Here is a 22,802-nt window from a genome sequence, read left to right on the forward strand (position 1 = left end):
TCCGGTGGTTACCACCGCCGGACAGCAGCGTGACCCCACGACGGCTCCTGGCGGAGCAAGTTGTCGCGTACGACGGTCCTACGGCCCGTCGTACGCACTTGCCCCCGCCCAGGGGGGCGGGGGAAGTCCGGTTGGTTCCCGAGCGAGGGCGCTCGGGAACCAACCGGACGTCCGGCACCAGGGGGTGCCGGACGCGGGGGGAGAAGCAGATCGCCACAGCGACCGAGAGCAGCCGAGCCCGAGCGCGTCCCCCTTCCCCGACCGCAAGCCGCGTCGCCGCAGCCGCAACCCGACCGAGCGCACCCGCAAGACGACCACCCGCCTCTCCGACACAGAGAAAGCCGAGATCGTCGCCGCCGCCGCGCAGCGCAGCGTCACCGTCGCGCGCTTCCTCGCCGCCGCCGGCCTCGCCGCCGCCCGCGGTTCCACCACCCTGCACACCAACGAACAGCTCGACGACGCCATCGACGAGCTGGCCGCCCTGCGCACCGCCCTCTCCCGGGTCGGCAACAACATCAACCAGATCGCCTACGTCCACAACGCCGGGGGGCAGCCCAGGCCCGGCGAACTCGAACACGCCCTCACAACCCTGACCCGACTCCTGGCCCGTATTGACGACGTGGCCGACACCCTGGTGAAGAAGCGACTCTGATGGTCCCCAAAATCCGACGCGGCTCACGAACCCACGGCTTGCTCGTCTACCTGTACGGCCCCGGCAAACGCGACGAACACACCGACGCGCACCTCGTCGGGAGCTGGGACGGCTTCGCCCCCGACCCCGGACGAGACACCAGCCCCGACCCCGACCCCAAGGTCACCCTCGCCCGCCTGTCCGCAGCGCTGGACCTGCGGGTCAAGCAGGCCGGCACCACGGCACCGGCCCAGCACGTCTGGCACTGCTCGGTCCGCACCGACCCCGGCGACCGACGCCTGACCGACGCCGAATGGAACACCGTCGCCCGCCGCCTGGTCCACGCCGTCAACCTCGCCCCAGAAGGCGATCCCGACGGCTGCCGCTGGGTCGCCGTACGGCACGCCGACGACCACATCCACATCGTGGCCACCATGGTCCGAGGCGACCTGCGCCGTCCGAGGATGAACTACGACTTCAAGAAGGCCCAGGCCGAATGCCGCCGCATCGAGAAGGAGATGGGGTTCCGCCAGCTCAGGCCCGGCGACGGCACCGGAGCGAAGTCCCCCACCAGCGCAGAGCGTTTCAAGGCCGAGCGAACTGGGCGTCCCGAGGCCCCTCGCGAGAGTCTCCGCGAAGCCGTGCGCCAAGCCCTCGCCGGGACGGCCACCGAAGAGGAGTTCTTCGCCAGGCTCCGGGAGGCGGGCCTCCGCGTGAAGATCCGAAACGCCCCGTCCGGCGACGCCATCGGCTACAACGTCGCGCTTCCCGGTGACCGCAACCGCGACGGCGCACCGATCTGGTACCCCGGCTCCAAGCTGGCCCCCGACCTCTCACTCCCCAAGATCCGCCGCCGACTGGCCGAGGGGGGCGCTGACCAGACGACGCACCCGGCGTCGACCAGCGGCCGAACGGACTGGTCCCCGCCCGCCCGGGAACGACGCAACGCCACCGATATCGCCGAGCGCGCCGCTGTCCTGCTCGACAGCGACCACGACGAAGCCGCAGGTCAACTGGTGGGGATCGGCGAACTCCTGGACGCGGTGACACAGACCTCCCCGGCCGCTACCCGCGCCGAGCTGGGCGCCGCCGCCCGATCCTTCGAGCGTGCCACCCGCAGCCACGTCCGAGCGGAGCATGCCGACACGCGGGCGATCCGCTCGGCGGCCCGGGGCATCATCCAGGCTGGCAGCGCCCTCGGACGTGGCGAGGACGGTGGCACCACCGCCATGCTCCTCTCCACCCTGGTCCTGGTCACGATCGCCGCTGCCCGCTGGCACTCCGCCCGGGGACACGCCCAGCAGGCTCACGCTTCCCGACAGACCGCCGAGCATCTGCGAGCCGCCTACCGACAGGCCGCTGCCACGCCCATGCAGGCCCTACACGACCAAGGTCGCGCTCTACCGGAAGCCGAACGCCGCGCCCACCAGGCCACCATCCGCGCAGCACTGCCCGACGGGGTGATGCGAGCAGACAGCTCGTCCACGGCCGATGCCCTGACCGCCACACTTGCCCAGGCCGAGCACGCAGGCCACGACCCCAAGGCCCTCCTCCAGCAGGCCATCGAGATGCGCGAACTCGACACGGCTGACGACGTGAACGACGTGCTCGTCTGGCGACTGCGCCGCCTTGCCCAGCTTCCCGCTCACCCGGGTGAAGCGACGCGCCGCCCGCAGGCCGGCACCAGCCAGACAAGGGCCCCGGCCAGTCGCACCAACTACCGGACGGCACCCACGGCAGCAGCTCGCCCCACCACCTCCGACCCAGGCAACCGCCCACCGCGCCGCTGACGAGGGTCCGGCGGGCCGGGTGACCGGCCCGCCGGCCTTCGAGAAACCCCTGGACAAGCAGCTCCACCGGCTGTTACGGATGGAAACAGAAGTACCTCGACCGGGAGATGAAGCTCGTGCTCAGAACCACCGACCGCCCCGCAGAGCCGACACCCGTGCTGCCCGTCCTCCCCGCCGGCACCGATCCCCTGCTGCAACTCGAGTACGAGACGCAGCCGCCCAGCGGCCCCGGCGCGACGCGCTGCCTCAGCCACCCGAGTGCCCTGGCCCTTCGTGGCATCCCGGTGATGTGCACGGCCTGCCGCGCCCGCCGCGACTGGCTACTCATCAACCACGGACGGAACGTCTGGGTTTGCTGCCGCTGCAGCAACCAGTGGCTCGAACCGGAGATCAGCCGAGCCGACTTCGACGCACTGATCGCCATCCCGGACGGAACGACTTACTCCAGCGTCGAGCAGGGCCTGACCGCGCTCGGCTTCGACGGGGCCTTCGCCGGCACCTACCTGGACTAGTCGAGCGGCGGCGTGCCGAACGCCGAGGAGCGCCACCGATACGTCGGTGGCGCTCCTCGGCGTTGCGCGATGGTCAGCCGCGGTTCCCGTTCTTCGGCAGTCCTCCTCGGAAGTCGCAGCCGGGGCACTCGTCTTCGCCCTGGATGTGACCCTCATACCAGCCGTGGACGGCGGCGTGGAGGATCGCGTCCTCCACGGAGGCTTCGCCGTTGCGGACTGATGCGAGAGCGTTGCCGACGACCACCCGGAGCGCAGCATTGTCAGGCGAAGGGAACGGTGGGGCGGGCATAGGTGAGTCGGTCATGCCTTGAGACTAGGGGCGAACCTATCCGTCATTCAGCGGAATCGGCAGGCGGGGGCAGCTCGCCGGAACGGGCCAGACGGTGAATGCTGAGCTGGACTGCGGCGCGGTTAAGCCCAAGTTCGTTCGCCAGGGCGTCGACGGTGAGCTGGGGCCGAACTCGTAGCCGGTGGAGGACGGTGCGGTCGTTCGCGGCGTCCTGAGACCGGCGGAGCAGGTAGACGCCGGAGGCACCGGCCGCCACGGCGAACAAGGCGATGCTGCAGACGCCGTAGTTGTGCTGAACAGCGGCGGCGATTGCGGCGACCGCTCCAGCGGAAGCGACCAAGGCGGACGCGACAACGAGTCTGTTCACGATGCTCCTCCGGCGGACGCCGGAGGAGCATCAGAGGCCGAATCGCCATGGAGATCGCTGCGAAACCCCCGGCCGACCGGCGTCCAGCTCTGCAACGTGGCGGGCCGCCAGCGGGGCCGGTCCGGCACGGTGGTGTCGTCGGGAGCGGGCAGGCTTCCTCGGCTCTTGCGATTACGGGTAGCCCCGACGCTGATGCCCAGGTGAGCGGCGACCTCGGGGTACCCCCAGAGTTCCTGGTCGTCGGCCATCGTGTCCTCCTCGTTCGTCGGTGATGAGCGTACGCAACACGCGGCTGGGCGTACGGCAAGGCCGCCCCTGCCTGATTGGCACGGGGCGGCCTTCTGCGGTTCGGTCAGACCTGGGCGAGGCGGTTCGAGAGGTCGAGGGCGGCGGTCGCGACCGCGAGGGCGGCGCAGAGGCCAAGCACCTCGTGCAGGGTCGGGCGGACCAGGCGCGGCCAGTCGTCCGGGGCAGCGGGCCACGTGGCGAGATGCACCTCGGTGGTGGCCAGGCCCAGGTGGGCGGTGACGTCCCAGCCTGCGAGGGGGGCGGGCTCCCAGTGAAGGCGGATGCGGCCAAGCGGGAGTCTCGGGGCTTCGAGGTCGAGCCAGGTGACGTCGAGCGGCCCGTCGGGCAGTGCGGAGACGCGCTGGACCAGCGCGCCGCGCGTGGTGCTCGGCATCGGACGTATGGCGAGGCCATGTAGAGGAAGGACGTGCGAAGGGCGGGATTGCGACGAGATCGGAGCCTCCAGGTCTTCTCGGTGGAACAGGTCAGGCCCAGGCAAGGGCGTCGCTGACCGCCGTCGGGAGGTAGCCCTCCTGGCCGTCGTCGGCGATGAACGCCCTGCCGTCCCGAACGATGACCTCTGCCCCGAGATAGTGGGTGAAGGGGAAGTCCGGGTTGATGGCAAGACGGATCGGCAGGCTGGGGTCAAGGTCCTGGAGTTGGCGGAGCAGGTGGCCGACGGTCAGGTAATGGGGCACGGGATCCTCCGAGAGCGGTGCGGACTGGTAGTGCGGGGTTGGTGCGTGAGGGTCAGGGCACGTCGAGACGCAGCAGGTCGCGAACGACCTGCTGCCCCTGGGAGTGGCTGGCGAGGTGCCGCTTCCGGCTCTCGTTGACGTAGCCCTTGCCGGACTGCTTCATGTCCCAGCCGCCGCAGGAGCAGATGGCTTGCGTGTACGCGCGGCCAGGACAGTCGGGGTGGAGCGGCTTGCCGGAGCTGGTGTGCTTGTGGTCCGCCGGGCAGAGAGTGCCGTCGGCGTGGTGGTTGGTGAGCGGGGCGCGGTGTGCCACGGGGCTTCTCCGAGTCGGGGTCGGTAGCGGTCAGCTGGTGGGGCTGGCGATGAGCGCGGCGAGGAATCCGGCAACGGCCTCGGAGGGGGTGTAGAGGCCGAACTCCTGTATCCACGGGCCGCCTTCGGTGGGCTGCACTCGGACCTGCCAGACGATGTCGCGCTGCCAGGCGGCGGGGTCCTCGGGGAGCCAGCCGACGTAGACCCGGCCGTCCGGGCTCGTCGCGTGGACGTTGGCTTCCGGGGTGTCCACGATCGCCCAGCCGAGGGCGTCGAGGAGGTCGAGCACCGGGCCTGCGCAGTGGTCGGAGGAGAGCCACGGACGGTCTTCCACGGCCGGGCGGACGACGGCGGGAAGGAGAGCGGGGGAGGTGTTCATGGTTGGACGATCCCTTCGTTGACCTGCGGTTTTTCCCAACACCCGTACGTTGACATGCAGTGTCCCGAAGTACGTAGTCCTTTCCCGGAGGGCGGTGTCTGCCGTGGGCGAACTGGCGGCCGTGGGCGGGCGACGCTGGCGCTGGGAATGGATCGGTGAACGCGGTTGTCGTAACTGGGTTGCGGCGTCGGACCGCACAAGATCGAAGGGGGAGCAGGGATGTCGGAGCCGAGCAGACACTGGGACGGGGCCGGGCTGGAACGCAAGATCCGCGCTGCCGGGCGGCCGTGGACGGTGGGCGACATCGCGATGGTCGCTGACGGCCAGTGGGCTGTCGGTGTCCAGCCCGACGGACGGCGAGACGAGGACGCCACGGCGGAGGGTCGGATCGCGGATGGACGCCGCGTCGCGTTGACGTTGGAAGAACTGGCCCGCGCGGTGGGCTCTCGAATCTGGGACGCCCACCGCGACGAGGACCTCAGCTGACGATCAGCGGTGCGGCCCCAGCGCGGCCACCGACGGGCCGGAAGCAGCCGAAGGGGCTGGCTGATCGGGTGACTGGGCCAGGGCGCGTGGAGCGTGCCCCGAGCGGGCGACAGCGGCCTGGGCCAGCCGAGCTGCCGGGGCCCGGCCCGCGGTCGCGGCGGATTCACGCGCTTCGATCACGTGGCTGATGGCCTGAAGGGAAGTCCGGCTCTCGGCTTGAGCGACGCGAAGGTCCGCTGCTGAGCCGGTAATCCGTTCCAGGTCGTAGAAGGCCGGCACACGGCCGGGCCGAGAAAGGGCGTGCAGACGGTCCTGGTGCACAGCCACGGCGTTGTCGGTGACGACCAAGGACGAGCGGATGTGCATGACCGAGCGCAAGAGGGGGTCTTCGCTGGGGCTGCGGACCGCGAGGGATTCCAGAGCCTCGATTGGGCGGCCCCAGGTTTTCTCGATCATGGCCGTGGCCTGATCGAGCGCGGTTGCGTCAGGCATGGTGAACTCCCGGCATTCGAAATGGTGCTTCGGGTGGAGGGGTTGTCGCAGAGGGACCGAAACCGTCAGCGGCTATGGCGTGAGGGCGTCGGGGTGGCCGGCGACTTGAACCCCACAGCAGGCGCCGGGTTGCTCGACCGGTTCTGTGCCGAGGCCCCCGTACGACTGCGCGCGGCCATGACCCGCAGGTCTGCGGCGGTCCGAGGAAAACGTGCGGCGCGCTGGACGGCCTGAGTGAGCGCGGTACGGCGTACGTCAAGAGGGGTGGGAGCCCGAGGAACCTGGGGGACGGACGGGCTGACGGGGGTGAGCGAGACCAAGTGCTCAACCTCGCGATGGATCATGTGCCGCTCACGTACCGCCGGGGCTGGATCGGCCATGGCCGCTGCCGTTGCGGCGATCAGGTGGAGGGAGTGCGGGCCGAGAAGATCGCCTCCGCGCGAGTGCCCCACCCTGGTGGACCCGCCCAGAGCGTTACGGCTTCGTCGTCCGGACGGGAGCGGCGGTTGTCGAGGAGGACGCCTGCCTGTCCGTCCGGCGCGAGGATCTCGACGGTGCCCAGCTCGGCGCCGCTGTCACGAGTCCAGCCAGCATCGGTCAGCGGCCGAACAGCGTCGGCCCAGACGCCCGCGTGCGCAGCGGAAGGGGCTGCTTGACTGCACGCGGGCGCCGTGGCGATGCGGAGACGTAACTGGCTCTCGGCGCCACCCGGATCACCGGCCCCGAGAGGGCGTCGACTGGGCGGTGACGACTGCGGGCACCCGCGGTTGCGGCTGCGGCGCGTGGCTGAACAGGGCGCTCGGCGCGGCGGCGCTCCGGCGCAGGGCCGCTGCAGTGCGGATGTTGTCCGACGCCAGCGGCACGCCGGTGTGGGTCCGGGTGGCCGCCGCAACAGGGGGCGGCGGTGCCGAGCGATGCCGCGTGGCGACGGGGTCACTCCAGTGCTCGACGGCTGTGTATACGGGGCCGAGCGCCCGCCCGGCGTCGGTCAGGACGTACGGGTCGCCGTGGCGGGGCCCGGTACGGGCGACCAAGCCGTCTACCTGAAGCCGGTTGAGTCGTTGCCGGGTCCAGCCGTTGTCCAGGCCGGCCTCCTCGGCGATGTGGACGAACCGCATGGGGCCGCCCGTGTCGAGGGCCTGGATCACGGCGGTCGAATCCCGCAGGTGCAGACGCCGCACGGCGTCCTCGATGCGTTCGGCACCGGCTACCCGGCCGCCTAGCGAGAGGTGGGCCTGGGACCAGTCGGCAAGAGTGTCGTGCACCCGAGACAGGGATTCGCCGAAGGCGCTGAGCTGATACGGAGCCCCGTGGCGGTCGCCGACTCGGGTGACCAATCCATCGGCGTGCATCTGGGCCAGCCGCTTGCCGACGAGCTGCTCGCTGACGAAGGGAAGCCTGGCGGCGACATCACGCACACGCATGGGGCTGCTCTGCTGCGCCAGGGTCTGCGCCGACCAGGTGGTCCACTTCGGTGCTATCAGGGAAAACGCGTCCTCGACACGCCGTGCATCGACCGAGCCGATCGAGGTAGCGGAGGACGGAGAGGTGGCGGGCATGGGACGAACTCCATTGAGACAAAGGGGGGTTGCGGACTCTTGACGCGACCGAGCGCTCAGCGGGAGGTGCTCTCGGTTCGGAGCCTCTGGAGCACAACGCCGAGGCGGCGGTTGCTGACGGGGACGCCGCGCTCACGCAGGCCCCGCCGCAGTGCCTCGCGGTTGAGGCGGTGCAGGCCGGCAGCGACCTCGCGGGCGATGTCCAGCAAATCCTGATCGTCCGGAGCAGGGGCGACTTGATGAGCTGACGGCCGCCGAGCGGAAGCGCGGTCCAGGAGGAGCCGAACATCCAGCAGATCCCAGACCGCTTCCGCCTCGCTCTGTTCCTGGCGTTCGAGGTCGACGACTTCGGTCGCGTACAGCAGCACCAGATCGTCGCGGTCGGGTCCACCGGCGCGGTGCCCCCTCCAGGCTGCTTCGAGGTGACGGCGAGCTGACTGGGCGGCGGCGCCGGTCTGAGTGAGTCCGTCGAGCCGTCGCAGCAGAATGGGCAGGACGGGGTCGTCGGAACGGGCGGAGGCGTTGCCGCGCTGCAGTTTCTCCAGCGGGCGGCCGTACCGGTGCTCGACCAGGCGGCGGGTGTAGATCGCGGCGGACATGAGGGGAGTCCTTTCGATGGATATCAGCGGGAACGGAGCGGCTTGGCGGTCGGGCTTGTCGCAGGTGCTGGGGATGGGCCGGCGTCGGAGCCGGAGATCGCTGCAGCGTCGCTGCGGCTGAGAGCGGCGGACACGCGTGGCGCGGCCGTACGGAGGTCACGAAGCGCCGTCTCGCCCTGTGGTGTCAGTGAGAGGAGCTGTCCAGGCCGGTACAGCCCCTCGCTGGTGTCCTGGGCCAGTAGCCCGTCGGCGACCAGCCGCTGGACGGTTTCGGGCCAGACCTCCGGGTTGGGGCGCTGGCCCGTTCCGTCAGAGAGGTAGGTGTAGCCGTAGATCGCGCTCTGGCGGACTCGCAGTTCGACGGCGTCGACGGCTTCGAGGGCCCGGAGGCGGAGGTCGCCCGAGACGGTCCAGTCATCGTCCCGGCCGGCACCGTGATCGTTGTCCAGCTCATGGGTCTTGACCTGCGTGACCTGGGAACTGTTCGACTCGGACAGAAGTTGGCGGTACGCGAAGATGGACTCGTTGAGCTGCTCGTAAGCCTCGTTCTGCCGCGAGACGAGCTGTCCGATCTGCTGGACCGCAGACCGCAGTGGTACGTACGAGCGCGCCGAACCGTTGGACTCGCCTCGGCTGACGGGTCCGAGAACCTCAACGGCAGCCTGAGCCGCACGGGCAACTCGACCGTGCAGTTCGTTGAGTTCGTGTGCAGCCCCGATGACGCGCGTCGCGGCACCGTACAGCGGCTCTCCTGGTCGATACGCGATGTTCAGCATCCAGAAGTCCTCGACGCCGAGCAGCTCGGCAACGAGGTCCGCGCCGGGCCGCGCAGTGACGTTCTGCGCGTTCACTCCGTCGCCTCCATCCGGGCGAGCAGGGAGCGGACCAGAGTGGGCAGGCTCTCGGGACCGTCGCCGATCCAGACGTGGTCGGTCGCCTCACCGAGGACATACGCGGCGTCTTCGAGAAGGCCGCTGGAGATCTCCATGCAAGCGTCGGTGATCCGGGAAGCTGCGAGCAGGGACTCGGAGAGCACCTCGACGTAGTCGACCGGCGCGAGGCCGGCGGCCTCGGCCGCAGTACGGATCGCGGCCAACTCCAGTGCGCTGAAGGCGAAGTCGAACTCGCTGTTCTGCTCCACGCTGGCCGCTGCGGCGAAGGCCGGGTCCGGTGGCTCCGTGGGGATGCCGACGCGCGTGCAGATGCGGTCGACCGAGGAGGTCAGCTCGGCGAGTGACTCGGTGAGCCATCCCAGCGCCGAGGCGTAGGAGGCCAGGGTGAACAGACCTGCTGGCGTGGTGGGGAGCGGATCGTCGGCCACGAAGCCTTCGAGCCGGTCGCTCAGCTCGCAGACGACTTGGGGCCCGCCGGACAGTGCACCGAGCACGGGGTGCAGGTAGGAGCGGCTAGCGGCCGTCGGGTACTCAGCGGTGAGGATGCCGGAGACGCTGTGCGCAACCTCGGTGAGTAGGCCAGCCAGCTCGGTACGGGCCAGGGGGGTGCGGTCGGCGGTCATCGCTGGGGAACCTTTCGAGAAGCGGCAGCAGCGGGTTGTACTGCTGCGGGAGGAGTTGCCGGGACCGCGGTCGGCTGGTCGACCGCGTGGGGAGAGCGAGAGCGAGCTGCCTGCACGCGCGCCTCGGAGGCAGAGGCTGTCTCGGTGCCCTGGTGGGGGCCGGTGCGCAGGTGCGCAGCGCGGTAGACCGCGTAGTCCTTCCTGCTCCCGGCGGCGACGAGATAGATCTCGCGCTTGTGGTGTGAGGTCGGAGGGGCCGGGCGGAACTGGATGACCATCCGGTAGGAGACGGACGGGTCGACGTAGACCTTGTGGAAGCCCGCGAGGCGACCTTTCAGCGGTAGGCAGTCGTCGCTGCCGTGGACCAGGTTCTGCAGCTCCAGCAGAGCCAAGTCGCGCATTTCGTCGGGAAGTTCCCGGAGGTCTGCGATGGCGTCGGGGTGCGCGGCGAAGGCGAAGCGGGCGCGGCTCACATCGACCGCCCGGGGCTCGGTCGCTGTGCCGGTGCTACCGACGGCGCACTCTGGGCATCGGGGCCGGCCTTCGGTAGCGCGGAGGCACCGGCCGACCGGGTGAGGGCAGCACGGGTCCGGAGGGCGGCGGCGTCGCTACGGTATTCCGCTGGCTGCGGCAGTGGGCTGTCGCGGGTTTCCAGCCAGTGTTGGGCGGCTTCCTCGTCGGCGAAGGCGCCTTCGCGCACCGTGTAGGTGCCTGCTTCGAGGCCCGCCTCTTCCAGGAAGACCCGGATCGGGGCCTGGGTTGCGGCAGAGTCCTGGACCATCGTCCAGTTCTCGGCCGGGCCGTAGTCAGTGGTGTCGCTCTCCAACACCTCGTACCGGCTTCCCGAGGAGCGGATCTGCTGCTCGATACGGGTCGACAGGTCATCGGCTGGTTGTGTGAAGCCGTCGCTGATCTGGGAGATCTGCTCGGGCGGGCAGCCTTGCCCGATCAGCCAGTTCTGAGCGAAGGACACCGAGGAGTGATACGTCGACTCGAAGGTGAAGGTGTTCAGGCTGAGATCCCGTGCGACCTTGATGGCAGCGATCTGGGGTTCCCCCGGTACACCCCAGGTGACCGAGCTGTCGTGGGCGACGACAAAACTGTGGGAGCCGTTGGGCGTGGTGTGATGCTCGGCCATGACGCTGAAGTCGCTGCCCCAGAACCGATGCTCCGCGTACTCCGAATCCGCGTCAGCGGGCTCGAAGTCCTCCAGGCGGAAGTCGAGTTCGTTGCTCATGCCGCCAGCCCCAACTGCGGTGCGGGGGTGGCCAGCACGCGATGGTTGGGCCGGGTCGCGCTCGTCGTGCACGCGGCGAAGGGGCCATCGGGAGCGCGCAGATGGGCCAGCGTCTGGTCCAGGTGGTCGCGGTGCCACGTCGAAGGACCGGACAGGCCGGCCTCGGCGTCGGTGAGCTGCTGCCACGCGAGCCAGAGGGCGTGGAGACGGGCGACAGCCTCGGGGTGTTCGTGCCACTGCTCGCACCACGGGCGGCTGGTGCTGATCTCCCGGCCGTACACCGGGAGGAATAGGTAGTTCACCCAGTCGCTGAGCGCGGCGATCTCGATCGCGTACGCCTCACCGCCCAGGGCGAGGATGAACACCGAAGTGGGGCCATCCACCTGCGTGGAGGCGGCCAGGGCGGCCGGAACGCCGTCAGGCGGCGGAAGCTCGGCGGAAGCGGGAGCAGGCTCGGAGCCCAGGCGGTCGAGGATGACGCCGTGCTGCCTGACCTCGGCCATCGTCTTGGCGAGGGTGCTGGCGAGGTCGTCGAGGTCCCCGTCGGGGACGCGGAACGGCTCCGGGTCGGGGGCGGTCGTGCTGGTGTCGGACATGGGGGCGTGCTCCATCTGTGAGACGGCGACATGAGGAAGAGGATCCGGAGGAACCGCGATTTGGTCCGGCCGGGAAAACCCGGTAATGGGGTGTTACGCCGTCGCGCAGCGAGGGCAGCGCGGGAAGGGCGGGGACAGCAACTGCACTGCTCGGGTGGCCTGTTGAGGCACGACGCCGTTGCCGAGTGCGGTGAGTTGAGCCGGTCGTCCGAGCCCCGGGGTGGCGGTGACCCAGCCGGGCTCCAGGCCCTGCATCCACTCCACGAAGTCGGCACGAAGACGTCCGGCCGCATCGGTGGGCGGTGGCGCGGGGCGGGTGAGCATCTCCCATCGGGCGATGGCGGCTGCGTACGCCCCCCATCGCTGGTCGGCCCTGCGGTGTCCGGAGCCGATTCCGTCCAGAGCGGCAGAACCACTGCTGACAGGGGAGGACGCCATCCCTTGCCCGGTCGGCGTCCCGGCGTGCCCGTGTCGCTGGCCCGCGGTGTGGGCAGCAGGGACGCCGCTGCGCTCGGCAGGGTCATGTCCCCGTTGCCGTGGCGCTGGTTGGGCGAGCCCTTGATTCCGTCCGACGCCTTCGGAGTAGGCAGGAGCCACTCCACCTCGTCGGCCAGGTTCGGGCCGTGTCCGCCGCTCTTCCTCTTGGAAGGGTGTTGCGAGCCGCCGTTCTTCGCGATGTTGCTGGTCGGCGTCTTGAACAGGGTGTTCGGCGGGCCAGGCGACGAGGAACGTGCGCTCGCGACGGTGCGGGGCTCCGATGTCGGAGGCGCGAAGCACGAGCCACTTCGCGTCGTACCGGAGGTCGGCCAGGGATCCGAGTACGGCACCGAGTGCCCGCAGAGGAGGCTGACCTGGGGTGTCTCCCAGACACCACGGGCAGAATTCCACGTCGCCAGGGGAACCGGCGGGTGAGGTGAGGAGGCCGCGCACATTCTCGATCACAACCAGGCAAGGTCGGAGGGCTTCGACCGCACGGGCGACGTGCAGCCACAGCCCGGAGCGGGTCTGGGCGTTGAGTCCGGCCCGACGGCCGGCGACCGAGACGTCTTTGACAGGGGAAGCCCGCCGTCAGGACGCACACCCGGGGCACGGCGGACCAGCCGACGGTCGTGATATCGCCCAGGTTCGGGACACCGGGCCAGTGGCGGGCCAGGATGCGCGAGGCGTTCGGATCGACCTCCGCGTGCCAGGCCAGCGTGCCGCCGAGCGCGGACTGGACACCGAGGTCCAGCCCGCCGTACCCCGAGCAGAGCGAGCCGATCAGCGGAGGGAGCGCGATAGCGGTCTGCATGTCACCGGCCCCGAGTGATCTGGTCCGCAGGAGCTGGTGCTCCCGGGCCGGCAGGCGAAGGCGAAGCGGATGCGAGTCCCGCGGTCGCGGACCGGCTACGGGCTGCCTGCAGCCGAACCAACGGGGGCGAGACCGTCGCCGACGCGGCGTGAAGGGAATCGGCTGCTTCGCGTAGGGCTGCGTCCGCCACACCGAGCGCGTCCTCCGTAACCCGCACCGCAGTCTCCCGCGCGTCCCGGGCATCGGGCTGGTCGCGAAGGTGCTCGGTCTGGTTCAGGAACGCAAGCTGATGGGCTACTGCCCCGAGCGCGGATGCCGCTTCGCCAGCGGGGCCAACGGCGGCGGCGAAGCCTGTGATGACCCGCGCACTGCGGGACTCTTGGTCTTGGTCGACGGCGCGGAAGAGGACCTCGTCGCCCAAACCGGTTATCAACGCGCCGAGTTCGGAGATCTGCCGGGCGACGGCGACGCTGTTCGGCGAGCGGTGAGGGTCTCCGGGGACCGGGAGCTTGCCGCGCTGGGCATCGAATGCTGACGCCGTGGCGCGCAGGGCCAGGGCGTCGGAGACCGGGGTGTTCTTCATGGTGAATTCCAAAGGGAGGGACAAGCGACGTAAGGGGAGGGAGGGTCAGCCGTGCCCGCGAGATGGCGGTCGCAGGGCGGCCAGGCTGGGGGCAGACCCCGGCCGTGCCGAGGATGGCGAGGCTGGGCGCGGTGCGCTGCGGGCGAGTGCCGCGTGCACCTGTGCAGGGGGCGGCCCGGTCGCCGAGCGAGTCGGGGCCGTCGGCGTCGGTGCGGGGCGGCCGTTCACCGCCTGCCAGCGGGAGCGCACTTCATCGAGGGGACCGAGCGCGTGCAACGCGTGATTGATGAGCCGCCCGGGGGTCAGAGCCTCGTTCTCCGCCAAGGCCCGGATGGTCCGCGCAGAGGTCGCCGCCGTGCGGGTGACCGACGAGCGCATCACCAACTCGCCGAGCCATTCAGCGCTGCCTGGACCCACGCCATCGCAGATGGCGGCGAGCTGATCGCCGGACAGCGTCCCGTCGGCCAGAAGCCCACGCCGCTGGGCCTCCCAGAGCAAGGTGACCCGATCGATGGGCTCACCCCGGTGGTGCAGGGCGCCGAGGCAGCGGTAGAGCTGCCCGTGGGCGGGGTCGGCGAAGTCGCCGGGCCGCAGCCAGCCGACTACCTCGTCCATGGCCTTCGGTTGCTCGGCGAGGACGGCTAGAAGGAACCGCTCGTCCTCGGCGACCTGCTCGGCCCGAACCGGAGGTGGCGTGACCGGGACGGTGGCCGGTGGAGTAGCAGGCGCGACCGGGCGCGGTTCGGTACCCCACCGCTGTGCGAGATCGCTGAGCACGCCGGTCAGGACGTCCGCGTAATGCAGGGCTCCCTCGACTTCGCCTTGTAGGGCGTCGGCACGGGCCACCTGGTGCAGACGGATCGCGTGTTCCGTGATGCTGCGATGGATCGCGCCCTCCAGCACCATGCGGCCGTACACCGGAGCGTGCGCGGGACGCGGGCAGGCCGAGATCAGGGTGTGGGCGTACACCGCGGTCAGCCCCCGTACGTGGGTGCTGGCCTCGGCGACCGCATCGGTCACCCATGACAGCGGTACGGACTCTTCGGCCAACGCGGGGTGACCGTCGTCCCGGAGCTTGCGCAACGCGGCGAACAGCGCCTGGTGGACCGGCCGGTAGAAGTGATCCGGCGCGAGCCAGTCAAGGTGCGAGAGCTGGCCCGGGTCGAGGAGCACGGAACCGAGCACCGCCTGCTCCGCGCCCAGCAGCGGGTTCATCGCTGGCCCCCTGCGTCAGAAGCAGGAGGCTCGCCCTCCCGGGCACGGAGATCGGCGACCGCTTGGTCCGCAGCGGCCATCGCCTGCGCGAGGCAGTCCAGAGTGCGGGTGAACGTGGGATCGGAGGCGAGTATCGAACCGGCGCCGCTGACCAACCACCACTGTCCGTCGCGCAGAACGACCGGCGAACGTACGAGCCGCCCCGGACGCGGCGTGGGCGCGGTCATGCCGACAACCCGAAGTCGTCAAGGGCGTTGGGCTTCGCGAGGGCCCGTTCGGTGATCGCCTTCGTCGCACGGTCCGAAGCAGGGCCGACCACCTTGGCGGACGGCTCCTTGTACCAGGGTCGGAGGTCAAGCATGGCAACCCGGATACCTGTGGCCAGGAGCAGAGCCTTGCCCTTGGGCAGGGCGCGGATCGCGTCGGGCGGCAGGATCCGCTCGGTGCGCATGCTGACCGAGGTGGATTTGCCGCCGTCGCTGGTCGACACCGAGGTGGTCTGGACGTCGTGGTCGCCGACCTGCCTGCTGAGCCGGTCGGCGAAGTCCGCGTCGTCGATGCCACTTCCGATGATCTTGACGGTGGCCGCAGACCAGAGCGCGTCCATGCCGGCCTCGCCCCAGCACCGCTGACCCTGCCGGTAGGACTGCAAGATCGTCATCGGGATGACACCCCGGCTGCCCAAGTGGCTGTACAAGTCCGGGAGATCCGAGATCTTGCACACGTTCGCGGCCTCGTCGAGGACGCATAGCGCGGGCGGGTCCAGCCGTCCGCCTGAGCGCTCGGCGACGACCACGGCCGCGCGCATCACGGCGTCAGCCGCTGCGGCGATGATCGCGCTCGCGCTGCCGCCGCCGTCCTTGCTCAACAGGTACAAGGTGTCGCGGGACGTGGCGAACGCGAAGGGCTTGAACTCAGGGAGACCCTTGGCGGGGGTTACCCACGCTGCGACGTCCGCATCGAGCAGGCAGCTCGCGTACTGCCGCGCCGTCTCGAAGATTCCGTCGCGCGTTTCCGTCGCACCGGAGACGGTCCCCTGGAGCTGGGCCGCGACCGCGTCGTGGCCGGCATCGGTGAGCAGGTCGACCGGGGTCCGGTCGGCGGGGGAGGCGAGCCAGGCAAGGACGTCGGTGATCGGGCGGCGGTGGCTGGCGGCAGCGAGGAACAGCGCGCCGAGCGTGTTGCTCGCGGCGGTGGACCAGAAGTCGGAGCCATTCGAATCGTCCACGCTGGCGGCGACGAAGTGCCCGGCCAAACGCTTCGCCCCGGCCAGGTCGCGAGCGTCGGCCAGGATGTCCCACCACATCTCGCGCGGGTGGTGGGCGATCTGCTGCGGGTCGAGCGTCCAGATCGCACCGACCTCGGCCCGAGCGTCCACCGTCGCGGTGAAGGCGTCGTTCGCGGCTTTGTTACTGGTGAGCAGGACCGGGCCGGGTGCCGCGAGAATCGCGGGGATCGCGAGCCCGGATGTCTTTCCAGAGCGCGGAGCCATGATCGCGACGATCACGTCCTCCCAGGACGCGCGGACAGGGGCCCGGCCCGGGGAAAGGGCGCCGAGAAGGATTCCGCGGTCGGCAGGGGCGACCTCTTTTACACTCCCGGCCGCTCAAGGACGGCCGCAGGCTCCTGGCCTTGGCGGTGATCTCCTTGTCCAGCAGCGGGGCAAGGTCGGCTTTCCGGGCAAGGCCGGTCTTCGTGCCGCCGCGCAGGCGCATCCACAGCACCAGGCCGAGGACGGTGAGGCAGGCCGACAGCAGGCCGGGGATGATCCGCGCGCCGACCAGCAGGGCGGTGGGGCTCAGGTGCGGCCACAGCACCTCGGGATGAAGCAGTGCGTCAGTGGCCCTGAACGGAGGCCAAGTGCCCGCTCCCAAGAAGGAGTTGGTGAGGGAACCGCTCAGCCAGGCCAGCGAACCGAAGGCTAGCGCGATGCCGAGTATGCCGAAGAGGAGGTAGAGGAGCGCGTCCGACCCGGTGGTGGTCGAGGGCGCGCTGGTACGCGGTGCGGGCATGGTGAGTCCTGGAAGTAAGCGCAGGCGACTGATGAGGGCGGGGCACGCGGCGCTCTTCTGCTGATCATCGAGGAGGCTCCTGTTCAGGAAGGGAGTCGACGGCCGGGGCTATCGAGTGCGAGGGGCTCGGGGCGGCGGAGTGCTCGGCGCAGCGTCTGCGGAGCCGACCGGTGACGTCGTGCGCTGGGTGGCAGCCTTCGGTGAGGAGGTACGGGCAGCGCGCTGCCGATTCGTTTCCGCAGTGCCATCGGGGGTCGGCGGTACCGGACCAGCACCGAGGACATCGCTGAGCAGCTCCCTGGTTCGCAGGACATTGACCATCTCGTGGTGCCTGGGGTCGGTGCGTTCGGCAGGGCACGCGGCGATCCCGTCCTCGGCGACCTCCAATTGCTCTTGGACGTCCAGGAGCATGCCGTGGGCGGCGGCCAGCCGCGTCCAGGTCTCGAAGGCGGGGTTGTGGTTCGGGTCGTCGAACGTCAGGCGGACGCGGGTCCAGTCGGCGGCGGCGGCGACGAGTTCGGTCAGCTGCGGGAGAGCGCCGACCAGCGCACCGTTGATCTCCTCGACGATTCCGGCGACCTCGTTGGGCTCTGCGGTCTCGGTGAGCCGGGCGATCATCCCGGGAACGGAGTACGGGTCGGAGGGAGGATGGGGCAGGTGGCGGACCTGCAGCGGCTTGTCGGAGCCCGACGTCTCGCTGCCGTGGGCGAGCCGGATGTTGTGCTGCATCGCGGCACCGATGGCCTCGCCGATGCTCGGGTAGAACTCGGGCACGGTTGCTCCTCGATCATGTACTGGACTTCCGGGCTGGGTGGGGGCACGAGACCGACGTGCTCCCCACCCGGATGGACGGTCACAGGTCTGCGTTTCGGATCTGTGGCGTCCGAGGGCAGTGGGAAGGTTCACGGGGCCACCGACAGAGTCAGGGCGTCGGCGAGAGACGAGAGAGAGCCCTGGGCCGCTTCGGCGCTGTCTGCGGTGACGATGAGGAAGCCGACCCGGCTGGTGTCGAGGTTGCCCGCCGGCGGCAGTACGACCCGCTCTCCGACGTCGCGGAGCCATGTCACCTGATGCAGCCACGGGGACTCCGGACCAGGGTGGATCGCCAGGTCGCGTGCGGAGAGGGTGCCGGTGGCCGGGGGATAGACGATCTTTATCGCAGCAGTGCTGTGCGCCGTGGGCGTCAGGTCGGGAATCTGTCCGCAGGCGATATCGGCCGCGATACGGGGCAGATCGAGGCCGGTGGCGAGGCGGACGAGCTGCCCGATTAGGTCGCCGCCGATACGGGAGTTGACCTCGATGATCCGTGGACCGGACGCGGTGAGGCGCATCTCAACGTGTTGGACGCCAGCTGTCACGCCCAGCGCCCGCACTGCCTGGACGGCGACGGGGGCGACCTCGGGCAGGAGCGGGTCGCCGGCACTCACGGTGTGGCCGACCTCTTCGAAGTACGGAGGGAAGGCGACCTCCTTGCGGGTCACGGCTAGCGCGGTGGTGACACCATGCTGAGTGACGCACTCCACCGATATCTCCGGACCGGCCAGGTACTCCTCGACCAGCACACCGCTGCCTTCCGGGCCTTGCTCACCGGCTCCGGCGGCAGCGAACTCCCAGGCGGAGGGCAGTTCCTCGGGCGTATCGACGCGGACCACGCCGATGCTGGCGGCATGGGAGGAAGGCTTGAGGACGACCGGGAAACCGGTGCGGAGGGCGGCTGTTTCCGCCGCGGTCAGGTTGTCGACGCGGGTGGATGTGGCCGAAGGCACGTTGTGCTCGTCGAACAGGCGGCGGCTGGTCGCCTTGTCCCGGCAGGCAGTCATCGCCGCAGTGCTGTTCCCGGGCACGTTGAGACGGGCGGCGAGTTCAGCGGTGGGCACCAGCGTGTACTCGTCCCAGGTGACGACTCCGGCGATGGAGTGACGAGCTGCCAGGGCCAGGCCGGCTGCGACCACGGCCTCCGGGTCGTGGGTGTCGGCGACCTCGTGGTCGACCACCAGGTGCTGCTGCCAGGAAGGCGGCTTGGTGTCGATCAGCGCGATCGGGTACGCGGCGGCGACCTGCTCGACGCAGTAGCCGCGATAGACGGGATCCGTGCCGCCGACGACGATCAGCAGCGGGCGAGTGGTTCGGGACATGGAGAGCCTCCGTGAGGTGGTGGTGGGAAGAGGAGGAAGGACAAGGTGCACTGGGGCGCTCAGCGACCGTTCACACGGCATCCGGCGCTGGGGCGGGCTCCTTGTGGAGTGCAGGAACCTGCGGCTCGGAGAGGTCGCAGGCGGCGCGGTGCCGTCGCAGACCGGCGAAGCACGCGGTCAGCGCCAGGCCCTGGAGAGCGGCGCACGCCAGGAGCAGGTGCGGAATGTCAGCAGGGGGCACGAGCGCGATCAGGACTCCGGCCAGCGGAAGCGGAAGCAGTACCAGGATGATCGTCACCGCCAGGGTGGAGCCGAACGCCTGCGCCGGGATGAGACGGGACCGCAGGGTTCGCAGGACGACGGTCATCGCGCCTTCGCCAGCCATGACCGCCGCCACCGCCACGGTGTACGTGGCGAAGCTCGGCGCGAGGGCGGTCGCCAGACACGCCGCCGTTGAAATGGCAGCCGTCACCGCGCCGACCGGCCAGATACCGAAGCGGTCGATCGCACGGCGACTGGTCCACACGGCAATCAACGAGGCAACTGCTGCCGCGCTCCAGACCGAGCCGACGGCGACGGTGGAGTAGTGGAAGTGGTGGATGACGGTGATCGGGGCGGCGGCCTGCAGTACGCCCGTGGCCAAGTTGGAGGCGGCCAGGCCGCCGACCAACCACGGGAGGGCTGGGGTGCGGCGCAGGGTTGCCCACCCGGTCAAGAGACTGCTGGGCGCTGAGCTGTGCCCCGGGACGCCTCCAGCGCTGGATGCAGTCGCGGCAGCGGTCAGAGCCAACAGGGCGACCGCGGTCAGGAGCAACGTCGGGCCGGCGAGAAGCAGTAGGCCGCCCAAGAGCGGACCGACGAGCATCGCGCACTGGTCGATCCCGGTCTGCGCGGCCTGTACCCGATGGGCCTCGTTGCCCAACCGGCGGCTGGCTTCAGCACCGAGCGTCTCCATCGCGACGAAGGAGACCTCCGCGAGCAGCCCGGAGACAGCACCGAAAGTCAGGACAACACTCGTTGTCATCGTCCCGGTGCCGGGCAGGACAAACAGCACGGCACCGGCCAGGGCGACCACGGCAGTACGCACCAGGTTGGACATCCGGAAGACACGGCCGGCACCCCACCGGTCGACCATCGATCCGGCGAAGGAGAAGGCCGCCAGCCGAGGTGCCCATTCGAGGAGGAACGCAAGGCCGGTCAAGGCGGTGGAGCCGGTGGTGACCAGGACCAAGAGCGGGACGGCGTAGGTGGCCGTTGCGCTGGCCAGAGCGTCGGTGACCCGCATGAGATAGGTGCGTTGCAGCCCGGCGACGGGAGCGGTTGAGATCATCTGGGTCACCGCGCCCGAGGGCCGGGGGCCTGTGAGGGGCGCACAGCCGCGCTGGTATCTGATGCCCCACCACCGAAGGCCGAGGAGACCTTGGCCTTAGCCGCTGCGGGCGAAGTGGCGAGAGCGGCGGCTCGGGGGCCCGGGAGCCTCGGAAACGGCTTCCGTGCCTCGGCCTGCGACTCCTGTGTGCGGCCGACGCCGAGCAACTCGACCTCCGAGTCGTGGAGTTCCGACTGCGCCGAGCTGACGAACTCAGCAGCGAACCCAAACCGGTCGGCGAGTTGATACGCCTCGTCGTCGAGGTCCGTGATCTGCTCGCTTGCCGCCTCCAGCGCCTCCCGCACACGCTCCAGCGCGCCGTGTTCGGGGTGGAGGAGGTGGTCGACTGCCCGTCGAAGGTCGTCACCGTTCTCGGCAGACCTGATCTGGTCGGTGAGCCGGAGGAGTTCCGCTCCGGCGATGTAGGGCCCGAGCGGGTTTGCCGGGGTGGCCGCGCGGCCGGAGTCGAGGGAGGGGTCGAGGTCGACTCCGTAGCGGGCGGCACGAAGCATCTCGGCCGCGTGGGTGGCGATGGCCGCGCGGTCGACGGCCGGGGTCGTGGTGGGCAGGCGATGGCGTCGGCCGTACCAGTCCTCGATCTGCTGGAAGCCGGCGTGCTTGAGGAGCGTGGCGGAAAGGTCGTCGCTGGCGCCCTTCGCCGAGACGCTGCCGCTGGGCTCGGCGGTGATGGTGATGGAGGGGGCGGGCACGTTGGTCTCCGGGGCTCGGGATATCGGTTCTGGCGTGGTGGGCAGGTGACCCAGCTCGGCGGCGATTCGGCGGCACTCCGTTTGGAGGCGGAAGGCATCTCGGTAGCCGTTGTGGAGGCTGCCGTCCTCACGAGCGAGGGTGGCCACGACGTGCACCTGCCGAGGCTGGTTGCGCATAGCGATCCACCGGCAGGCATCCGGATCGCCTTCTGGAGCGACACCGGTAGCGGCCACGAGGCGGCGGGCGACCGTGGCCCATTGGGAGTCGGTGAGGTCCGGTCGGCCAGGGTCGGAGCGGACCGAGCAGATCCATACCGGCTGTTCGGGTGCGCGGACCCCGAGACGTTCCAGGGGAGCGTCGAGGGCGCTGGCCAAGTAGGGCGGCGAGCCGGTTTCGGCGAGCAGGTCGATCGGGGCTCCGTGGCCGTCGCCCGCGATCAGCCGGGGACTGGTGTGACTACCGCGCTCGCCGGGCCCGTAAAGGTACGAGAGCAGGCCAGCGGTGTTGCTGGCGCGCTGCAGGTGGGCGATCACGGCGGCTACCTCGAAGGGGAGTGGCGAACAGGAGCCCGGTCTCCGGGCTGTCAGGGAGAGGATCCGCAGGATTCGCGATTTGGCGCGGCCGGAGATTGCCGGTAGAAGCCACCGCTCATCCCGGGGTGTCGAGGTCGTGGTCGTAGGTGAAATTCGCGCAGGCGGCGCGGGCGAAGTAGGCGTCGTTGTGCAACCGGGCCCAGCGGCCGTCCTGGCGTATGACGGTCGCGACGATGTCGAGCCCGCTGGCCTGGTTACGCATGGCCACCCACCGGCAGGCCGCCGGATCGGCGTCCGGCTCTATGCCGGTGGCGTCGAGAACCTCGCGCGTCAGCTCGAACCAGTCGCCGTCGTTGAGTTCCACGTCGGTGGTGTTGCGAATGGCGCAGTGCCAGGTGAGTCGCTGGGACGCGGTGTGCCCGGTCCGCGGTTTCCGCAGCGCGACGGGTTCGTCGAGCAGCAGTGCCAGGTGCGGGAGGACGACGGTCTCCTGGGCGGTCAGTTCCGAGGACCAGGCGGTGAGGAGGTAGGGGGCAAAACCTGGCTCGCTGCGGTGGAGGTGGCCGAGGAGGTCCGTGGTGCTCTCGGTGCGCCGGACATCGCAGCGCAGGGGGTACTCGGGCATGGGGTATCAAGGTCCTTGAAATAGGAGCCGGTGCCCCGCCGAGGCGGGGCACCGTGCGGTCAGAAGTGGGGGTTCTCGGTCGGCCGGTCGGCTTCGGTGGCTGCCTGGAGCAGTTCCGTGAGGTCGTCGGGCTCGGAGGAGCGCTGGTCGATCCACCACCCGGCACGGGTGATGGCGCGAGCGGCTGCCTCGATCTCCTCCCACTCCGTCTCGCTGGTCTCGCCTTCGAGGACCAGGGCGGTGTAGGCAGCCGCCAGGACCTGGTGGCGACAGCGCACACCCCAGGCGACCGCTCGCTCGGTCCCCTCCAGAGGAGGCATCCGGTACTGCTGAGACCAGGCTTCGGATTCGGCCTGCTCTTCGGCCCGTTTGGCCTCCAGCCAAGCGGCCTTGTCCTGCTCGTCGCCCTCCTTGGCGGCCCGCCAGCAGTCGGTGCACTCCTGTTTGGCGAGCCACTCGGCGAAGCCCGCGCGACGGTCGGCTGCGCGGTCGGACAGGTCGCGCTCGGCCGAGTGGCCGCAGGAGTGGGTGATCTGCCAGATGGTCGCCACCCCCGGGGAATTCCGTTTGATGGGCG

At 70.1% G+C, this 22,802-nt stretch carries 28 protein-coding genes and 3 pseudogenes; 5 read left to right on the forward strand and 26 right to left on the reverse strand.

All coding sequences use genetic code 11. From position 1 onward, the window contains the following. Positions 1 to 184: 184 nt before the first annotated feature. The 3 genes from OG413_RS12950 (at position 185) to OG413_RS12960 (ending at position 2,933) form a co-directional block, all read left to right on the forward strand. The gene (locus tag OG413_RS12950) at positions 185 to 652 is read left to right on the forward strand and encodes a MobC family plasmid mobilization relaxosome protein (RefSeq protein WP_266805263.1); all 468 of its coding nucleotides are present in this window, start codon (positions 185 to 187) and stop codon (positions 650 to 652) included. Further along, positions 652 to 2,421 carry a relaxase/mobilization nuclease domain-containing protein gene (locus OG413_RS12955; RefSeq protein WP_266805265.1) on the forward strand — a complete coding sequence of 590 codons (1,770 nt, stop codon included), beginning with the start codon at positions 652 to 654 and terminating at the stop codon, positions 2,419 to 2,421. Before OG413_RS12950 ends, OG413_RS12955 begins: the two co-directional genes overlap by 1 nt. Positions 2,422 to 2,528: 107 nt before the next feature. After that, entirely contained in the window at positions 2,529 to 2,933 is a 405-nt protein-coding gene (locus OG413_RS12960; RefSeq protein ID WP_266805267.1) for a hypothetical protein, read from the forward strand. Between the two features lie 73 nt (positions 2,934 to 3,006). On the opposite strand, the gene OG413_RS12965 is transcribed toward OG413_RS12960, so the two are convergent. The 7 genes from OG413_RS12965 to OG413_RS12995 all read right to left on the reverse strand — a co-directional run bounded on the left by OG413_RS12965 (position 3,007) and on the right by OG413_RS12995 (position 5,266). Then, positions 3,007 to 3,237 (reverse strand): hypothetical protein, encoded by a 231-nt coding sequence (locus OG413_RS12965; RefSeq protein ID WP_266805269.1) that lies wholly within the window; start codon positions 3,235 to 3,237, stop codon positions 3,007 to 3,009. A 28-nt stretch (positions 3,238 to 3,265) separates the two neighbouring features. After that, positions 3,266 to 3,589, reverse strand: a complete 324-nt coding sequence (locus tag OG413_RS12970) for a hypothetical protein (RefSeq protein WP_266805271.1) — start codon at positions 3,587 to 3,589, stop codon at positions 3,266 to 3,268. Further along, positions 3,586 to 3,837, reverse strand: a complete 252-nt coding sequence (locus OG413_RS12975) for a MarR family transcriptional regulator (RefSeq protein ID WP_266805273.1) — start codon at positions 3,835 to 3,837, stop codon at positions 3,586 to 3,588. Before OG413_RS12975 ends, OG413_RS12970 begins: the two co-directional genes overlap by 4 nt. Before the next feature lie 104 nt (positions 3,838 to 3,941). After that, positions 3,942 to 4,271 carry an esterase gene (locus OG413_RS12980; protein WP_266805275.1) on the reverse strand — a complete coding sequence of 110 codons (330 nt, stop codon included), beginning with the start codon at positions 4,269 to 4,271 and terminating at the stop codon, positions 3,942 to 3,944. A 91-nt stretch (positions 4,272 to 4,362) separates the two neighbouring features. Beyond that, positions 4,363 to 4,575: a hypothetical protein gene (locus tag OG413_RS12985; RefSeq protein WP_266805277.1), complete on the reverse strand. Its 213-nt coding sequence runs from the start codon at positions 4,573 to 4,575 to the stop codon at positions 4,363 to 4,365. Positions 4,576 to 4,627: 52 nt separating this feature from the next. Next, on the reverse strand, positions 4,628 to 4,888 hold the full coding sequence (locus OG413_RS12990) for a hypothetical protein (protein ID WP_266805279.1): 261 nt from the start codon (positions 4,886 to 4,888) through the stop codon (positions 4,628 to 4,630). A gap of 30 nt (positions 4,889 to 4,918) precedes the next feature. Then, complete coding sequence (locus OG413_RS12995) at positions 4,919 to 5,266, reverse strand: DUF317 domain-containing protein (protein WP_266805281.1); 348 nt, start codon at positions 5,264 to 5,266, stop codon at positions 4,919 to 4,921. Positions 5,267 to 5,485: 219 nt separating this feature from the next. Here OG413_RS12995 and OG413_RS13000 point away from each other — a divergent pair, with 219 nt between their 5' ends. Further along, positions 5,486 to 5,752: a hypothetical protein gene (locus OG413_RS13000; protein WP_266805283.1), complete on the forward strand. Its 267-nt coding sequence runs from the start codon at positions 5,486 to 5,488 to the stop codon at positions 5,750 to 5,752. 3 nt (positions 5,753 to 5,755) lie between these two features. Here the strand turns inward: OG413_RS13000 and OG413_RS13005 are convergent, their stop codons facing one another. The 11 genes and pseudogenes from OG413_RS13005 to OG413_RS46925 all read right to left on the reverse strand — a co-directional run. Continuing rightward, entirely contained in the window at positions 5,756 to 6,244 is a 489-nt protein-coding gene (locus tag OG413_RS13005; RefSeq protein WP_266805285.1) for a hypothetical protein, read from the reverse strand. Between the two features lie 713 nt (positions 6,245 to 6,957). Next, positions 6,958 to 7,803, reverse strand: coding sequence for a helix-turn-helix domain-containing protein (locus OG413_RS13010; protein WP_266805287.1), 846 nt, complete (start codon positions 7,801 to 7,803; stop codon positions 6,958 to 6,960). Between the two features lie 56 nt (positions 7,804 to 7,859). Next, entirely contained in the window at positions 7,860 to 8,402 is a 543-nt protein-coding gene (locus tag OG413_RS13015) for a hypothetical protein (protein ID WP_266805288.1), read from the reverse strand. A gap of 23 nt (positions 8,403 to 8,425) precedes the next feature. Continuing rightward, positions 8,426 to 9,253, reverse strand: coding sequence for a large ATP-binding protein (locus OG413_RS13020; protein WP_266805289.1), 828 nt, complete (start codon positions 9,251 to 9,253; stop codon positions 8,426 to 8,428). Continuing rightward, positions 9,250 to 9,918 carry a hypothetical protein gene (locus tag OG413_RS13025; protein WP_266805290.1) on the reverse strand — a complete coding sequence of 223 codons (669 nt, stop codon included), beginning with the start codon at positions 9,916 to 9,918 and terminating at the stop codon, positions 9,250 to 9,252. Before OG413_RS13025 ends, OG413_RS13020 begins: the two co-directional genes overlap by 4 nt. Beyond that, the gene (locus tag OG413_RS13030; protein WP_266805292.1) at positions 9,915 to 10,391 is read right to left on the reverse strand and encodes a hypothetical protein; all 477 of its coding nucleotides are present in this window, start codon (positions 10,389 to 10,391) and stop codon (positions 9,915 to 9,917) included. The genes OG413_RS13025 and OG413_RS13030 overlap by 4 nt, the downstream gene beginning before the upstream one ends. Then, positions 10,388 to 11,155 (reverse strand): glycosyl hydrolase, encoded by a 768-nt coding sequence (locus OG413_RS13035; RefSeq protein WP_266805293.1) that lies wholly within the window; start codon positions 11,153 to 11,155, stop codon positions 10,388 to 10,390. Before OG413_RS13035 ends, OG413_RS13030 begins: the two co-directional genes overlap by 4 nt. Then, complete coding sequence (locus OG413_RS13040; RefSeq protein ID WP_266805294.1) at positions 11,152 to 11,751, reverse strand: DUF4913 domain-containing protein; 600 nt, start codon at positions 11,749 to 11,751, stop codon at positions 11,152 to 11,154. The genes OG413_RS13035 and OG413_RS13040 overlap by 4 nt, the downstream gene beginning before the upstream one ends. Positions 11,752 to 11,844: 93 nt before the next feature. Continuing rightward, a complete protein-coding gene (locus OG413_RS13045) occupies positions 11,845 to 12,189 on the reverse strand; it encodes a hypothetical protein (RefSeq protein ID WP_266805296.1) in 345 nt (114 codons plus the stop codon). A gap of 294 nt (positions 12,190 to 12,483) precedes the next feature. Continuing rightward, positions 12,484 to 12,744: pseudogene (locus OG413_RS13050) on the reverse strand (DNA cytosine methyltransferase); the annotation flags it as partial. 115 nt (positions 12,745 to 12,859) lie between these two features. Beyond that, positions 12,860 to 13,285: pseudogene (locus OG413_RS46925) on the reverse strand (hypothetical protein); the annotation flags it as partial. Between the two features lie 16 nt (positions 13,286 to 13,301). Between OG413_RS46925 and OG413_RS13060 the strand changes: the two are divergent. After that, positions 13,302 to 13,577, forward strand: coding sequence for a hypothetical protein (locus OG413_RS13060; RefSeq protein WP_266805297.1), 276 nt, complete (start codon positions 13,302 to 13,304; stop codon positions 13,575 to 13,577). Between the two features lie 93 nt (positions 13,578 to 13,670). Here OG413_RS13060 and OG413_RS13065 read toward each other — a convergent pair whose 3' ends face one another. The 8 genes and pseudogenes from OG413_RS13065 to OG413_RS13100 all read right to left on the reverse strand — a co-directional run bounded on the left by OG413_RS13065 (position 13,671) and on the right by OG413_RS13100 (position 22,776). After that, entirely contained in the window at positions 13,671 to 14,840 is a 1,170-nt protein-coding gene (locus OG413_RS13065) for a DnaB-like helicase N-terminal domain-containing protein (protein ID WP_266805298.1), read from the reverse strand. A 223-nt stretch (positions 14,841 to 15,063) separates the two neighbouring features. Continuing rightward, positions 15,064 to 16,852: pseudogene (locus OG413_RS13070) on the reverse strand (type IV secretory system conjugative DNA transfer family protein). A gap of 108 nt (positions 16,853 to 16,960) precedes the next feature. Further along, the gene (locus tag OG413_RS13075; RefSeq protein ID WP_266805300.1) at positions 16,961 to 17,626 is read right to left on the reverse strand and encodes a hypothetical protein; all 666 of its coding nucleotides are present in this window, start codon (positions 17,624 to 17,626) and stop codon (positions 16,961 to 16,963) included. Between the two features lie 128 nt (positions 17,627 to 17,754). Further along, on the reverse strand, positions 17,755 to 18,987 hold the full coding sequence (locus OG413_RS13080) for an acetyl-CoA carboxylase biotin carboxylase subunit family protein (RefSeq protein ID WP_266805301.1): 1,233 nt from the start codon (positions 18,985 to 18,987) through the stop codon (positions 17,755 to 17,757). Positions 18,988 to 19,057: 70 nt separating this feature from the next. Further along, on the reverse strand, positions 19,058 to 20,317 hold the full coding sequence (locus OG413_RS13085) for an MFS transporter (protein WP_266805303.1): 1,260 nt from the start codon (positions 20,315 to 20,317) through the stop codon (positions 19,058 to 19,060). A 5-nt stretch (positions 20,318 to 20,322) separates the two neighbouring features. Further along, positions 20,323 to 21,600 carry a hypothetical protein gene (locus tag OG413_RS13090; protein WP_266805304.1) on the reverse strand — a complete coding sequence of 426 codons (1,278 nt, stop codon included), beginning with the start codon at positions 21,598 to 21,600 and terminating at the stop codon, positions 20,323 to 20,325. A 115-nt stretch (positions 21,601 to 21,715) separates the two neighbouring features. Further along, entirely contained in the window at positions 21,716 to 22,225 is a 510-nt protein-coding gene (locus tag OG413_RS13095; protein WP_266805305.1) for a hypothetical protein, read from the reverse strand. A gap of 59 nt (positions 22,226 to 22,284) precedes the next feature. Then, positions 22,285 to 22,776 (reverse strand): hypothetical protein, encoded by a 492-nt coding sequence (locus tag OG413_RS13100; protein ID WP_266805307.1) that lies wholly within the window; start codon positions 22,774 to 22,776, stop codon positions 22,285 to 22,287. Positions 22,777 to 22,802 lie beyond the last annotated feature (26 nt).

It is taken from the genome of Streptomyces sp. NBC_01433, assembly GCF_026340105.1.
Lineage (GTDB): Bacteria > Actinomycetota > Actinomycetes > Streptomycetales > Streptomycetaceae > Streptomyces.